This window comes from Sulfitobacter sp. SK012, from assembly GCF_003352085.1.
In the GTDB taxonomy this organism is placed as follows: Bacteria; Pseudomonadota; Alphaproteobacteria; order Rhodobacterales; family Rhodobacteraceae; genus Sulfitobacter.
The window spans coordinates 3,947,817-3,962,613 of record NZ_CP025804.1 but is presented as its reverse complement, the minus strand read 5'-3'; the positions used below and the strand labels follow the sequence as shown (position 1 = coordinate 3,962,613).

Here is a 14,797-nt window from a genome sequence, read left to right as displayed (position 1 = left end):
CGGAAAATCACACAAAATCACAAATAACTCCATCACAATCTTCATGTTGTGTACATCTAAAGATCAACCACTCGAAAGGATGGCCCTTGCCTCAAGAAAATGCCCCCTTCCGCTCGGCGGAATATGCCCGTCGCATCGCCAAGACTCGTGCGGCAATGCAATACGCAGGTCTGGATGTGCTGTTTGTCACGGATCCCTCAAACCAAGCATGGCTCACGGGCTATGACGGCTGGTCATTCTATGTACATCAAGGGGTTTTGCTGGGGCTCGAGGGCGATCCGATCTGGTGGGGGCGCCAGATGGACAGCATTGGCGCTGGCCGCACCTGCTGGATGGATACGGATCATATCCACGGCTACGGGGACCATTTCGTGCAATCGACACAACGTCATCCGATGCAAGATTTGGCAATCCATATTCGCGACTTGGGATACGAAAAAGCCCGCATCGGTGTTGAGATGGACAACTACTATTACTCCGCCAAGGCCCACGCGACACTGCTAGAGGAATTGCCGCAAGCAACGATCGGTGACGCCACCGCGATGGTCAATTGGCAGCGGTTGATCAAATCCGAAGACGAGATTGCCTTCATTCGAAAGGCGGCGCGGATTTCCGAAAAAATCATGATCACTGCATTGGATAAGGCTGAGCCGGGGCTGCGCAAAAATGAATTGGTTGCAGACATCTACCATGCTGCGATCACGGGAGTGGATGACATCTGGGGGGATTATCCCGCCATTGTTCCGCTCACGCCCTCAGGGCTGGATGCCACGGCGGCTCATCTCACTTGGGATGGCACGCCCATGCGCAGCGGCGAAGCAACGTTTTTCGAGTTGTCTGGGTGCTACCGTCGGTATCACGCGCCGCTTTGCCGGACGATCTATTTGGGTACACCGCCCGCTGAAATGCTCGCGGCCGAACAGGCTCAACTCGAAGGGATTGAGGCAGGGTTGGATGCTGCGCGGGCAGGGGGGCGCACGTGTGACATCGCCAACGCCTTTTTGGACGTCCTAAAGGCGCATGGAATAAAGCGGGAAGGGCGATGCGGCTACCCGATTGGACTTAGTTATCCGCCAGATTGGGGCGAACGCAGCGCCTCTATTCGCAGCGAAGACCAAACCATTCTTGAGCCGGGAATGGTGTTTCACTTTATGCCTGCGCTGTGGATGGACACCTGGGGATTAGAGACAACTGAAACCATTCTGATCACCGAAAATGGTGCTGCAGAGGCGCTTTGCAATGTCGATCGCAAGCTGTTTGTGAAACCGTAAGTCATGGAGTTATTGAACCGGACCAAGGAAGTGCTGCACGACCTGATCGGCTTTCCCACGGTCTCCACTGACAGCAATCAGGCGTTGATTGCATATGCCGCCAACCTGCTGAGCGATTGCGGGGCCAAGGTTGATCTGGTCGCAGCACCTTGTGGCACCAAAGCCAATTTATTTGCCACGTTCGGCCCGGAAGTCGATGGTGGCATTTTGTTGTCGGGCCATAGTGACGTTGTGCCTGTCACAGATCAAAACTGGACCAGCGACCCTTTCACAATGACGGAGCGTGAGGGGCGGCTTTACGGTCGTGGTACCTGCGATATGAAGGGGTTTATTGCGGGAATCCTTGCCTTGGCACCTCGGTTTGCCACTCGGGTTACAACCCGTCCCTTGCATGTCGCACTGACCTATGATGAAGAAACCGGCTGCCTTGGCGCGCAGCATTTGGCGCAAACCTTGCAAGACCGCGGTTTAACTCCCGGCGTGGCCATTATTGGTGAGCCCACGAATATGCGGATCATCGAAGGCCACAAAGGTTGTTACGAATATTCGACCCATTTTCGGGGGCTGGAGGGGCATGGATCGGCCCCAGAGGCAGGGGTGAATGCCGTCGAATTCGCCGTGCGTTATGTGAATCACCTGTTGGATTTGAAGCACATGTTGCGAAGCATGGCCCCAGACGGCAGCCCGTTTGTACCGCCTTGGACCACTGTGAACGTCGGTGCGCTGCACGGAGGTGTCGCGCATAATGTGATCGCATCCAAGGCGCAGGTTGATTGGGAAATGCGACCGGTTCAAACCTCTGATGCAGATTTTGTAAAATCCGCATTGAACCAGTATTGCGAGACCAACCTTTTGCCAGAAATGCGTGCGGTTTTCCCCGCAGCACGGATCGAACTCGAGACCATCGGAGAGGTCGCGGGCCTTGTTCCAACACATCACAACGAAGCCAAACAGATCGTCAGCGCTTTGACTGGTTCAAACAGCGCAGAACTGGTGGCATTCGGAACCGAAGCGGGTATTTTTCAGGCGTTAGGTACGGATGTGGTCGTTTGCGGGCCCGGATCAATCGAACAGGCGCATAAAGCGGATGAATTCCTGTCCTTGGACCAATTGTCGCTTTGCATTGATATGCTCGAGCGGCTTGGGAGCAAATTGAGTGACTGAAAAAGACCCCCTGAATGACGGCACTGATGAAACGCCCAACGTTCGCGACCGACATGCAGCCTTGCACCATGAATTACGCCAACGAATCTGCTTGCTGGATTACCCCCCGGGCATGCGGTTGTCAGAGACCGCACTGGCAGAGGAGTTTGGCACCAGTCGAACACCCCTAAGGCGGGTGCTGGCGCGGCTTGAGGACGAAGGGCTGGTGCGTTCGCTTCATGGAGTCGGCACTATTGTGACCGACGCTAATATTAGCGAGCTTGCTCAAGTCTATAGGTTGCGGGTCGAATTGGCAGAGCTTGTCGGTCGCGTTGATCCGGTGCAACCCGACGAAGCGTTTTTGGAGCGACTGAACCATTTCGTAACCCGGGGCGCAGATATCATTCAATCCGGCACACCGCATGAGTTTACTCAGTTTGATATGGACGTGTTCCAGTTTCTACTTGAGCTGACGTCAAACGAACCCCTTCGCCAGACGCTTGAACGGCTCTACTTTCAGACCAAACGCATTTGGCTGAAGTCCGCAATCGAGGCCCAACTGGACCTGCAAGAAGAGTTTCGAATTTTCCACCACGAGTTGGAAGCCATCCAATTGGCCCTGCGGTCTGGAGATCTAGAGGCGGCGGCCCACATCCAACGCGCACATATCTCGATGAGCTTCAAACGTCTTCAAGGGCAGAATACGTAGACACCGCCAAGCGCCGACCGATGGTTTCTGAAGGAAGAATTCGAGACGTGATGTGCGATCGGTTTGAAGCCAAATTCACGAACTGGCTGTGAGCCTAGGCCCGAGGTAACCAGTCTGGTCTCAGAAGTCCTTGTTAGTAGCGAGTATCCAATCAACTGGTTTCCGCTGTTTGTCTATCGATTGGAAAATCCCCGTAACGGTGTTGAAGGCCGTTGCAGCGAGCGACTGCATTGAGCCCAGTACAGACAATTGCAACTGCCGGGGCTTACTCTTCAGGCCAGATCACCGCCCAATCTTGCGCCATATCGGCAAAATACCATCCGCGATTGCCACCCTCTTCAAGTCCGCGGTTCAGGACGCCGATGTGTCCCTCGCGGTCGTAGGCCCATTCGCGCTCAGCATCCGTGTGATGGACATAAAGGCCAAAAGCTGGGCCATCGCCCGATGTGGTCCATTCCAACATTTGGAAATCTCCATCCGAGTTTCCACCAGCGAAGATTGGTCGCTTGCCTATGTGATGGTTAATGGCGACCGGCTTGCCAGCCTTGTCGTCGTTAAAAAACAAGTCAGGTTTCTTCATCAGCGCCGGTGAGTCGCCGTCAGCAACATATTCAGAGATGAGCGAGGACCCTATGACCTGATTGACTGGAATATTGTAAGCATCCTCCGACAAAACCCGGATAAAATCGATGCCGCCACCGGAGACAATGTAGGTCGCAAAGTCTTCGTCGCGCAGATAGCTCAGCAGCTCCAGCATTGGTTGATAAACCATTGCGGTATACGGCTTACCCGTGGTCGGATGGGTGGCTTCCGCGAGCCACTCGTCAACGGTGGCTTTGAAATCGGCTACGCTCATGCCAGTATGGGCCACAGCCAGCACTTCAAGAATCCCGTCTTTGCCAGTCGCCAACAGCGCTTCGATGTCGCCCGCAGCAGCAGCTTTTAACGCATCAGAGTTAAGTGAAGATGCGTCCATCTTCTTTACCTGATCTAACGCGAAATAGAGCTGAAAATAAACTGGTTGCTCTGCCCAGAGCGTGCCGTCGTTGTCAAAGACAGCGATCCGGTCCGAGGGCGTGACATAGTCGTCGGATGTTGGGTCCGTTACCGCATCGACAAAAGCGATGATGGCGGATCTGGTCTCCCCGGCGTTCCAGGAAGGAAGCGGATCGGCAGCTAAAGGAGATGCCAGCAAGGTCACAACCATTCCTGCCACTGCTTTAATTTTGGATTGAAAAATCATTTGTCTTATTTCCCCAATATTTTTGCTGACAGGATTAGGACGCTACAAGTTTCAATTAATGAGCGCAATTCGGTGGTTGGTCCCGATCCCCGGCAAAACTGTTTCGTTGGGTGATCGCCTCCTGCATCGCCGTGCCGTGAACAGAACGTTGCTGCCCATAACGTAAAACACATGGCAGGCTGTATTGTCCTCAGAATAGACATGAAATGTCGTGCACCCAACGACAGGTTTGAGCCCATTGTGGCAGTGTTGGAACCGTACTGCCTGCGCATGCAGCACGGAAACCTGCTGTGGAGCCGCAAACTCGCTGCTTCATCGCAGAAGAGGTTTTCAGCCATTTTACCGGAATCCAGTGGATCTGAAGTCGCAAATTCATACAACGTAGATGGAGCCGGCGTTGGAGGTTGCGAACCGACTGTATGGTGCTTGGTTGCTGCTTCAGCAGCCCTAGCCTGCGCAGGTCAAAGCACAGTGATCAGTCTTCAACTTTTAATTTCGGTGCCAAAAACGCCGCGAGGATCGCCAACCCTGCCAGAGCAATGAATGACAGGCGCATTCCCGTTAGTTGGGCGATAAAGCCGATCACTGGCGGCCCCAAAAGCATCCCGCCATAGCCCAATGTTGCAACGCTCGCTATCGCTGGGCCGGTTGGCACATCTGGGTCTCGTGCTGCACGCGAAAACACCAACGGCATGACGACAGCATATCCCACGCCAGTCAGCGCGAAGCCGAACAAGATTGCGGGCACCTCCTGCCCGACAATGGCCGTTGTCAGTCCAATAAAAGCGGTTGCGGCACTCGCTCGTACCGTAACGACGGGCCCAAATCGCTCCACCAACATTCCGCCACCAAGGCGGGTCAGAACCATGGTCGCGCTGAATGCTGCGTATCCAAGGGCGGCCTGCGCTTCGGTTGCGTTGGCGGCGACCCGCAAGAAAACAGCGCTCCAATCGGCCATTGCGCCTTCACCCATTGAGATCGCAAAGGCAATGATGCCCACCAGAAACAGCGCTCCTGACGGTAGCGCCACAAGCGGGTTCGATGTGCCGTCAGCGGGCAACGGTTTTTCTGACCTCTTCACAGAGATCATCGCGCTCAAAGCAATCGCACCGCCAACGAAGGCGACCGCAGTAAAATGCAATTCGGGTGCCAAACCCATACGAACGGCGACGAACCCGCTTGCTGCTCCCAGCCCAGCACCGAGGCTGAACATCGCGTGAAAAACCGACATTGTGCTGCGTGCCGTTCGTTTTTCGACTTGTGCGCCCCAGCCATTCATCGCCACGTCCATCGCTCCGTGCATGGCCCCAAATAAGAAAAGCGCGACAGCAAGTGCTAGCGGTGCGGGGGCGAATGCCAGAAGAATCAGTGCGGGAGCATAGGCCCATGCGCAGAGGGTCGTCAGTTTGGGCGCGCCCCATCGTTCAGAAAGCGCGCCAGCAAGGGGGAACGACGCAATGGCCCCAGCTGCGAGAGCCAAGAGCAACAGGCCCAATGTGCCGGGTTCAAGATCAAACCGTTCTTTGAATGCAGGGACGCGGGCAGCCCATGCGCCAAAGAGCATTCCGTTCAGCGCAAAAGCCGCAACGACGGCGCGCCATTCAGCATCAGCCCAAAGTGACGTCGGGCGAGTGGCTGCATCAGACATGGGTCACCTCGATCCCGGCTTCCACGAACGGTGCCATGGGTTCGGCCACGGCATCTGTCACGATCACGTCGATCTCATCCAAGTCCAAGACCCGATGCCGCCCTCGGCGCATCAGTTTAGCGGTGGATGCGACCACGACAACCTGTGCCGATGCTCGTGCCATTGCGCGCTTTACGCCTGCCTCGCCTGCGTCCTCGGCGCTCAACCCGAAGTTAGCCCAAAGACCGCAAGCTCCGAGTAGGCACAGGTCGGCGGCGATGGTGCCTATGCACCGCTCTGCATCCGCGCCAGTTGCCATCGCCCCCTCTGGACAAAGCGGACCACCAATGAGTTGGACATGCGCCCCTCGCGCGAGCGCGGCAAGCGCCACAGAAGGTGCAGCCGTTACAATGAGGCCACGAAATTGGGGGGAGAGGCGAGAAGCGACAGCGTTCATCGTAGTCCCGGCATCTATGAAGATTGTTCCGTCGTTTGGGATGAGTTCTACGGCCCTGTTGGCGAGCGGGCCAAGTGCTTCGTCAGGCTGACCTGCACGCGAGTGATAGGCTGGAGCGGGACCGACCATGGGCATCGCGCCGCCGCGCACGCGACGCAAAAGGCCTTCTCGCTCCAATGCGATCAGATCACGGCGGATAGTGTGCACGGAAATACCAAGCTCATCCGCCAACGCAGTTGCGACAAGTGGCGCACCTCTTTTTAAGCGTTCACGAAGGGTGGCTTGGCGGGTGTCAGGATTGTTAAGGTCATGCATTGCAGCTTTATGCAGGGCTTTGCAGTATGTTGCAATTCTTTGCGTGAACTTGGATTGCGCGGTCCCTGAAGGGTAATCCTAAGCTAACGGCATTTACGGTTCATGAAAGAATTTGTTGATCAACACTGTGTTGACGTCTGGGTTGGCGGGGTGGGTCGGTTGGTGGTTGAAAAGTATGAGGTTTTTCGGATTGATCGAGGGGTGAACTGTGCCTTTGGCAAAGAAGGGCGTCGATCTATAAACTCAAACTTAGGCTACTGAAGCAGGCAGATTGCCAACTGGTCGAAGTGTACCGATAAAAATCGCCATTTCGATGTCAGTTTCCAACAGCCAATCGCTGTTTATGTCGAAATTTTCTTAACTATCCCGGTATGGAGGTCCAGCTTTGATCAGACCAGCGCTTCCTCAATAGATTTCTCGAGGATATCCAGCCCCTCATCAACAAGACTAGGCGCAGCAGAAAGTGGGACCAGCAAACGAATTACGTTTCGCTGTGGGCCTGCCGTGAGGAGGATCAGCCCGTTTTTCAGAGCCCTATCTACAATTTTAACCGTCAGGTCACCGTTGGGCGCGCGGCTAGATCGGTCGGTAACGATTTCGATAGCGTTCATGCAGCCAAGCGCGCGAACGTCCCCGATGCAGTCGAAAGAGTTGCGCTGTGCCATTTTCCGTAAACGGGTGTCGATCTGGTTCCCCATATCAAGGCCGCGTTGCAGTAGGTTGTCTTGTTCGATCACCTCCAGCACCGCCAGTGCAGCCGCACAAGCAACCGGATTGCCACCGAACGTTCCGCCCAAACCACCTGGCGGAACGGAATCGATGATATCGGCCCTGCCAACAACACCTGAAATAGGAAGCCCGCCACCGATGCTTTTACCGATGCAGGTTAGATCAGGCGTTATCCCAAAATGCTCCATAGCAAACATTCTACCGGTCCGGCCCATGCCTGTTTGAATCTCATCTGCGACCAGAACAATGCCATGTTCATCACAAAGGGCGCGTAGGTAATTTAGGAATTCGGGCGTTGCAATATTGTAGCCGCCTTCGCCCTGTACCGGCTCAAAAAACATTGCGGCGATTTGATCGGGCGGACAGTCGCTGCGAAACAAAGTTTCAAACGCCCGTTTGGTATCTTCTAGCGTGACGCCGTGGAATTCATCGGGGAAGGGCAGACGGTAGATTTCGCCTGGGAACGGACCGAACCCTTCTTTGAATGGAACCATGCGCGCGCTGAGTGCCATGCCCATGTAAGAGCGCCCGTGATATCCGTTCGTGAACGTGATCAAAGCGGGACGACGCGTAAAATACCGTGCAATCTTGATCGCGTTTTCTACAGCCTCACCACCGGCAGAAAAGAACAAAGATTTCTTGGGAAAATCGCCTGGAAGCAACGCGTTCAAACGCTCTGCAAGTTCGATATAGGATTTATACGGCGTGACTTGAAAACAAGTGTGGGTCAGTTGATCAAGTTGATCCTTGATCGCGGCCACCACTTCAGCATTTCGATGGCCAACGTTCTGACAGCCGATGCCGCCGCAAAAATCAATGTACCGGTTGCCTTCGACATCCCAGACTTCGGCATTTTCGGCCCGGTCTGCAACAAATGTCGAAGAAAAGGCGATCGCTCTGGCGACGGCTTTGTCGCGTCTTGCCTCAAACTCTTGATTGCTCATTTTGGCCTCGCATATGGGCTGCTAAAACTTCTGAACCAGTCATGCTGAATGGAGATGCTCCAGACGCTGGGGTAGATTCCATCTTCGTCCTGAACGCGATCAAGCCCTAGCTTGTTGGCAGGCCGGTTCTTGGTCCGTGAATTCAGCTTAGATCACAAAACGATTCCTGTCCTTGCCGTGTTCCTTTGTCAATTGGTGCCGGGAAAACGCGATATTGTGTTCTAACGATTGAGAAAAATGGGGACCGGCTCATTTTGCTAACAGTTCGTGAAAGCCTTTATAAACACGGAAAGCAGCCTTGCTCTTGTCGTCTTGCCCGCCAAAATGAGGTTGGTTTCTTGATAGCGAATTGAAAAAAGAGTGACTTCTGGGATCACCAAGTGCTTAATGATCGAAGGCCCAAGGGCCCGACGCGACGACAATATTTGTTCGAAGTCTAGGGGGACGCTCTAATTCTGCACGGTAAGCTGCTCTATGAGAATGCTACTTATGTTAGTCTGAACAGCTCCGCGCTGGGTAAGATGCATGCGCATTCATTTGAGACCAAAATGTCCGATAGTCTAAATTTGGCGACGTCTTCGGCAAATTTAGCTGATGACCGGATATGCAGAATATGAAGTCTACCATCCAAGATACTGCAGCAGATGCGTGGTATGCTGGGGCTTCTCCTCTTTTGGGGTTGTCATGAACGAAAATTGAAGTCCGCAGCAGATGAAAGTTGAGCCAAAAAAAACAAAAATATTGGTGATCTAACCACAGCGATTTTGTGGACATCTGCCCATTCCATTCACAATCCTTCAGGAGGAAAAACAATGACGATTAATAATAAAGGCTATAGCCGCCGGTCATTTCTAAAGACCGGATCCACATTAGGTGCTGCGGCACTGGCATCACCAGCGCTTGTTTCAAAAGCCTTTGCCTCTTCAGGCGAGCTGAACATTCTGATGTGGTCAGACTATCTGCCCGACAGCTTTTTGGCCGAGTTCAAAGCCGAAACGGGCATCTCTGTAAACTTTACAGGCATCGGTTCTAACGAAGAGCTGATCAACAAAATGAAAGCGGCGAACGGCTCTGGCGCGGATATCATTTCCCCGACAAACAACCGCTCGCTTCAGTGGGGGCCATTGGAGCTGCTACAGCCGATCGACATGAACCGCGTTGAGATCGACAAGGTAAATCCAGCGATGGCCAAAATTGGCCCTGATGCTTGGAACTTTGGCGACGGTAGCACCTGGTTGCCACATATCTGGGGCACTGAAGGCATGGCATGGCGCGTTGACCTTTGGACGCCCACCGATGCATCTGGTGTACCTTCTTACGGCGACGTTTGGGCCGAGGAAAATGCTGGTAAGACCATGATGCGCGCGCATTCTGGTATGCTTGGCGCTGGTCTGCACATGGAAGCAACGGGCCAGATGGACGTTGGTTCTGTTTGGGCTGCCTACGAGTCAGAGGAAAACATGCGCAAGACTTGGGGCATGATTGCTGATTGGTGTATCGCACGTAAGTCGAACCTGAAGCTGATTTGGAATGACGCCGACACGCAGAAAAACGGCCTGTTGAACGACGGTGTTATTGTTGGTCAAACTTGGGATGGTCCACCGTTGGCATTGAAATCTGCAGGCGAGCCGGTCACGTACCAAGCGCCTAAAGAGGGTGCGATGGCTTGGGTCGATGGGATGTCAATTCCTAAGGGCGCCAAGAACACCGACGAAATCTATGCGTTCATTGACTTTGCATATCGTGAGAAGCCTGCTGGCGTTGCCATTGATGGGCATGGGTATAACTCGCCTGTGTTGAATGCTGACAGCCATGCAAGTGCGCAGTATGCAACAAACTTCTCCGAAGCTTATCCTGGTGATGCGCTGGGCAACTTGAACGCATGGCCTGCAGAAGCACCTTGGTATGCAGACGTTCGTACCGAGTTCGTGAACAAGTTTAAGAGCTCGTAAGCGAAAAAACTATGCCCTGACTGATTTATTGGTCAGGGCAACAACAAAAGAATAGCTACAAGAAACTACTTTGGGGAAAGTCATATGAGCGCTGGTGTTGCTGTCAATTTAGAGGATGTCTGGATAAAATTCGGGGATTTTGTCGCGGTCAGAGAAGCTAATGTTGACATCAAAGGTGGCGACTTTTTCTCGTTCCTAGGGCCATCGGGCTGTGGAAAAACAACAATTTTGCGGGCTGTGTCTGGCTTTCTTGACCCTTCAGAGGGGCGGGTATTGATCGGTGGCAAAGACATGGCCGGGATCGGGCCTAACAAGCGCCCAACGGCATTGATTTTCCAAAACCTCGCTCTGTTCCCATTGATGAAAGTCTGGGAGAATATTACGTTTTCGATGGAAGTCGCCGGCGCCTCAGCAGGTGAGCGGCGCAAACGCGCAGATGAACTGCTGGACATGATTGCCCTGGGTGGGCAAGGCGATAAGTTCCCGTCTGAACTGTCTGGCGGACAAAAACAGCGCGTTGCGATCGCACGCGCGTTATGTGCCGAACCTGATGTTTTGCTGCTTGATGAGCCCCTTTCTGCGCTTGATCTAAAACTGCGCCAACACATGCGGACTGAATTGCGCGAAATTCAGCAACGCGTCGGGATCACATTTATCTATATTACGCATGACCAAGGCGAAGCGTTGACGATGTCAGACAGTGTTGCCGTGATGCGCGCAGGTGTAATCGACCAGATCGCTGGTGGACATGAAATTTACGATCACCCGGCGACACCGTTCGTTGCGTCCTTTGTCGGGGAGAACAATGTTTTCCGTGGCAAGATTCAGTCGATCAACGGCAACGAAGCGATCATCCGCACCAATCGATCCGGCGATCTGTTGACCCAAGTCACACCAACCGCGATCGGTAAGATGAGTGTTGGCGATGATGCGATGATGTTCATACGCCCCGAAGCCTTAGCTTTGGGTAGCGCGGACGAAAGCAGTAAGACAACCATTTCTGCGAATGTCCTAAACGAGGAATTTGAGGGTAATTCTTATAGCGTGTTCTTGGAAGGTGACGGCGGCAAGCAAATCAAAATGTCGCTTCCCAACTTAGGACAGGACCGCGAGTCTTCCAAAGGCAGCAACATGACTTTGCACTATGATGTATCAAACGCGGTTGTGATGCCTGCGGGCGAATTAGCGTCAGAGTAGGGGTGAGCATGAAAAAGCCCAAGGTCTTGTCGCAGTTCTTCAAAAACAACGGCCCCGTAATGGGAAGCGCTCTGCTGCTTCTAGTCGGGTTTTGGATCATCGTACTTATCGTTCTGCCCCAGGTTTCAATGTTGGATTTCTCCTTCAGGTACAATCTGCCCCCAGCCGAAGTTGGTGGGCCAAACGACGTATACACTCTTAAGAATTATCGCCAACTGGTGTACGGGGCTGCTGGCTCTAGTGGAACGTACAACACCGTCGATTTGATGGTTTTTGTCCGTACGATTGTCACCGCACTGTTTGTGACAATCGCAAATATCATCATGTGTTACCCGCTTGCTTACTTTCTGGGGCAATCACAGGGGACCAGTTTCGCACGCCTTTTGGTTGTCATGTTGATCATTCCTTATTGGATCAATGAGATCTTACGCGCCTTTGCTCTACGGATCATATTCGGGGAAAGCGGGCTGCTTAACGAAGCGTTGATGTTGCTGCATATCACATCTGCCCCCGTAGACTTTATCCGTGAAAACTACGCGCTCTACGCGGGTTTGGGATACGCGTACATTCTTCTGATGCTGTTCCCGATGTATAATGTCATCGAGAGCCTTGATCGCAACCAAATCGAAGCCGCGCGCGACATGGGGGCCAGCTGGATCCGCATTCACCGGCGCATCGTTATCCCTCATGCCAAACCAGGGATCGCGTCAGGCGCGACTATGGTGTTCATGCTGTCGGCTGGTGCGCTGGCTGTCCCGCAAGTCTTGGGTGGGCCATCAAGTCTTTGGTTCACGCAGTTGGTCTATCAATGGTTCAACGACTCCCTGAATTGGCAACAAGGATCGGCCTATGCAATCGTTCTGCTGGTCTCCAGTATTGCGATCGTCTTGGTGCTCATGCGTTTCTTCAAAGTTAACATGGGGGACATTGGGAAATGAGTTCCAAATATGTCTCCCGTATAGCGCTTGGTGCCTATCTGCTCATCTTCTTTGGGTATCTTTTAGGTCCATTGTTGGTCATGAGTTTGACCGCCTTCAACTCCTCTAGCTTTCCGTCTGTTTCGCCTTGGGCTTGCTATTCCTATGAATGGTTCAACGTCCTTTTCAACGATCAACGGATATTGAACGGGATTAAGAACAGCGTAATTATTGGCGTCGGTACTGTTATCTTGTCGGTTGCAATCGGCTTGGCGGCGGCACTTGTCCTGACACAGGTTTGGCCCAAGCTGCGCACGACCTATTACACAATTATCATCGCCCCAATTCTTATTCCTGGCGTGGTTCTTGGCATCTCGACGATTGTGTTTTGGGATCGAGTTAGTCAAGTTTTTGGGCCTTCCTCAGACGCTCTGTTTCACAACGGCCTGTTTCTAACCATCTTGGGGCAATCTACCTTTATTGCCTCATACGCGATGCTGATCTTTGTTGCGCGTCTTCAAAGATTTGACCCCGGTCTAACCGAAGCCGCCCTGGATCTTGGTGCCACCCACACACAAGCGTTTCGTAAGATTATGCTGCCGTTCTTGCGTCCAGCAATTGCCTCCGCGGCTGTGTTGGCTTTCTTGGCCTCATTTGAAAACTACAACACAACCACATTCACTTTTGGGAACTATCCGACACTGACGATCGAGCTGGCGCAAAAGGTGCGCTACGGGATCAATCCATCGATTTCAGCACTCGCATTCATCATTGTCGTCCTAACTATTTTTGGGGCGCTTGCGTTTGAAGCCTATCGTCGCAAAGTGGCGAATGCTGAAAAAGCCAAGACCGCCAAAGCGACGCCTAAACCTGTTGGGACAGCCCGAAGATTGCTAAGCAGCAATCCCGCGGCGCTCATGTTGGTCATGTTGTCTTTCTTGGTGATCGCGATGGTCGGAACGGCACAGAGCCATAGTCCAGAGCAATGCAAGTTAGATGTTCGTGCCGCCAAACAGGTGCAAATTGACCTCCGTATTGAAGCCTTGACCGAACAACGCCGGTTAAGAAATTTGGAGCAGCAGAGCAATGCTCCAGAGGCCCCTGCAGCAGACGGGACCAACGAAGCCGCTCCAAATTCAAGCGGCGCCTTTGGCAATGTCTTCCAAGGATTGGACCAGAGCGAATAAAATTTTGCTACATCGGTGATGCTACAATCTTCTTGCTTGGTATGATGGTCGCCTCCGATCTCTTGGTGGTTGCCGCCAGTGTGTTGGCCGGAGATGCCTTTGTCCTGAGGTTCTTGACCGGGATATCAGGTGTATTTACGACATTTATCTTTGTTGAAGCCCTTGTCGGTGTGCCGATGTTGCTGCTGCCTACAAGAGACAACCTAGCAAGCCCCGAGGCGGCGACAGAAAGCGACCGCGCGATGCTGGCCACACCCGATGCGTTCATGAATGATAAAAACATCTACACCGACAGCAACTTGACGCTCGCGCGCGTGGCGCGGCGGTTATCGGTCCCGGTGCGAGATGTCTCAACAGCGATCAACCGAATAACAGGTGAGAATTTTCCTCGCTACATTAATGGCTTTCGCGTTCGTCATGCTCAAGATGCTTTGCGCAAGACCGAATTGCCGATTACAGAGGTGATGTCTGACGCCGGGTTTGTCAGTAAATCAAGTTTCAATACCGAATTTCGCGGGATCACGGGGCAGACACCATCGCAGTTTCGTTCAGGCAGGGAAGACGCCACCCAGCCCGTTCGACTTCACAATTCTGAGCAGTTCAAGCGGCGTGTCTTTGAGCCGAATACATCCGCAACAACGGAAGCTCCCGGGTTAAGAACGAAGCCGTGGCTTTCACTCAACCCGCTCTCAATGATGATGTCGGCGTTGGTATCGCCCGTTTGGCTGCTGATCACGTACATGTCGCTTAGGATGTCTTTGCCGCGCGCCAGCGCATCAGCAACGCGAGCGGACTGAAGGATCAGACGAATTGGTAGCGCCGCTTGGGTCGAAACGCTGTCGCCCCCGAAATCCCCAGCGACGAACCGTAGCCGCAGACTTATGCAATCGTGGCTATCGTCACTTCGAATGAGCGCAGTGCCGCGTCCCATGACGCCTCTCAACTGCAAAAGATGTGCAACCCGTGGGGATTGAATCTGGACAACCCCAAACGCACCAGCTGGTATTTGCTGCCCGGATTCAGTTTGGACTGCGATACTTGTTGGCCAGATCGCCTGACGGTCTGCCTCTTGAGCGATTGAAGCGAGGGGGGCGAAGATTACCGCC

12 protein-coding genes are annotated in these 14,797 nt (G+C 53.3%); 8 read left to right on the top strand and 4 right to left on the bottom strand.

The features are described 5' to 3' along the window. Positions 1 to 86 precede the first annotated feature (86 nt). The 3 genes from C1J03_RS19385 to C1J03_RS19375 are packed head-to-tail and all read left to right on the top strand — an operon-like array spanning position 87 to position 3,123. Entirely contained in the window at positions 87 to 1,271 is a 1,185-nt protein-coding gene (locus tag C1J03_RS19385; RefSeq protein WP_114888073.1) for a M24 family metallopeptidase, read from the top strand. 3 nt (positions 1,272 to 1,274) lie between these two features. Then, complete coding sequence (argE, locus tag C1J03_RS19380) at positions 1,275 to 2,435, top strand: acetylornithine deacetylase (RefSeq protein WP_114888072.1); 1,161 nt, start codon at positions 1,275 to 1,277, stop codon at positions 2,433 to 2,435. Beyond that, on the top strand, positions 2,428 to 3,123 hold the full coding sequence (locus C1J03_RS19375; RefSeq protein WP_254694106.1) for a GntR family transcriptional regulator: 696 nt from the start codon (positions 2,428 to 2,430) through the stop codon (positions 3,121 to 3,123). Before argE ends, C1J03_RS19375 begins: the two co-directional genes overlap by 8 nt. A 265-nt stretch (positions 3,124 to 3,388) precedes the next feature. On the opposite strand, the gene C1J03_RS19370 is transcribed toward C1J03_RS19375, so the two are convergent. The 4 genes from C1J03_RS19370 to gabT all read right to left on the bottom strand — a co-directional run bounded on the left by C1J03_RS19370 (position 3,389) and on the right by gabT (position 8,438). Further along, a complete protein-coding gene (locus C1J03_RS19370; RefSeq protein ID WP_114889093.1) occupies positions 3,389 to 4,330 on the bottom strand; it encodes an HAD family hydrolase in 942 nt (313 codons plus the stop codon). Between the two features lie 511 nt (positions 4,331 to 4,841). Next, positions 4,842 to 6,014 (bottom strand): MFS transporter, encoded by a 1,173-nt coding sequence (locus C1J03_RS19365; protein WP_114888071.1) that lies wholly within the window; start codon positions 6,012 to 6,014, stop codon positions 4,842 to 4,844. Further along, on the bottom strand, positions 6,007 to 6,765 hold the full coding sequence (locus C1J03_RS19360) for a DeoR/GlpR family DNA-binding transcription regulator (RefSeq protein ID WP_114888070.1): 759 nt from the start codon (positions 6,763 to 6,765) through the stop codon (positions 6,007 to 6,009). The genes C1J03_RS19365 and C1J03_RS19360 overlap by 8 nt, the downstream gene beginning before the upstream one ends. 389 nt (positions 6,766 to 7,154) lie before the next feature. Next, positions 7,155 to 8,438, bottom strand: a complete 1,284-nt coding sequence (gene gabT / locus C1J03_RS19355) for a 4-aminobutyrate--2-oxoglutarate transaminase (protein ID WP_114888069.1) — start codon at positions 8,436 to 8,438, stop codon at positions 7,155 to 7,157. A gap of 812 nt (positions 8,439 to 9,250) precedes the next feature. Between gabT and C1J03_RS19350 the strand changes: the two genes are divergently transcribed. The 5 genes from C1J03_RS19350 (at position 9,251) to C1J03_RS19330 (ending at position 14,488) form a co-directional block, all read left to right on the top strand. Further along, positions 9,251 to 10,390 (top strand): ABC transporter substrate-binding protein, encoded by a 1,140-nt coding sequence (locus tag C1J03_RS19350; RefSeq protein ID WP_114888068.1) that lies wholly within the window; start codon positions 9,251 to 9,253, stop codon positions 10,388 to 10,390. An 84-nt stretch (positions 10,391 to 10,474) separates the two neighbouring features. Beyond that, the gene (locus C1J03_RS19345) at positions 10,475 to 11,587 is read left to right on the top strand and encodes an ABC transporter ATP-binding protein (protein ID WP_114888067.1); all 1,113 of its coding nucleotides are present in this window, start codon (positions 10,475 to 10,477) and stop codon (positions 11,585 to 11,587) included. A gap of 8 nt (positions 11,588 to 11,595) precedes the next feature. Continuing rightward, entirely contained in the window at positions 11,596 to 12,525 is a 930-nt protein-coding gene (locus C1J03_RS19340; protein WP_114888066.1) for an ABC transporter permease, read from the top strand. Next, entirely contained in the window at positions 12,522 to 13,691 is a 1,170-nt protein-coding gene (locus tag C1J03_RS19335; RefSeq protein ID WP_114888065.1) for an ABC transporter permease, read from the top strand. Before C1J03_RS19340 ends, C1J03_RS19335 begins: the two co-directional genes overlap by 4 nt. Positions 13,692 to 13,732: 41 nt before the next feature. Continuing rightward, a complete protein-coding gene (locus C1J03_RS19330) occupies positions 13,733 to 14,488 on the top strand; it encodes a helix-turn-helix domain-containing protein (RefSeq protein WP_254694283.1) in 756 nt (251 codons plus the stop codon). The last annotated feature ends 309 nt before the right edge of the window (positions 14,489 to 14,797 follow it).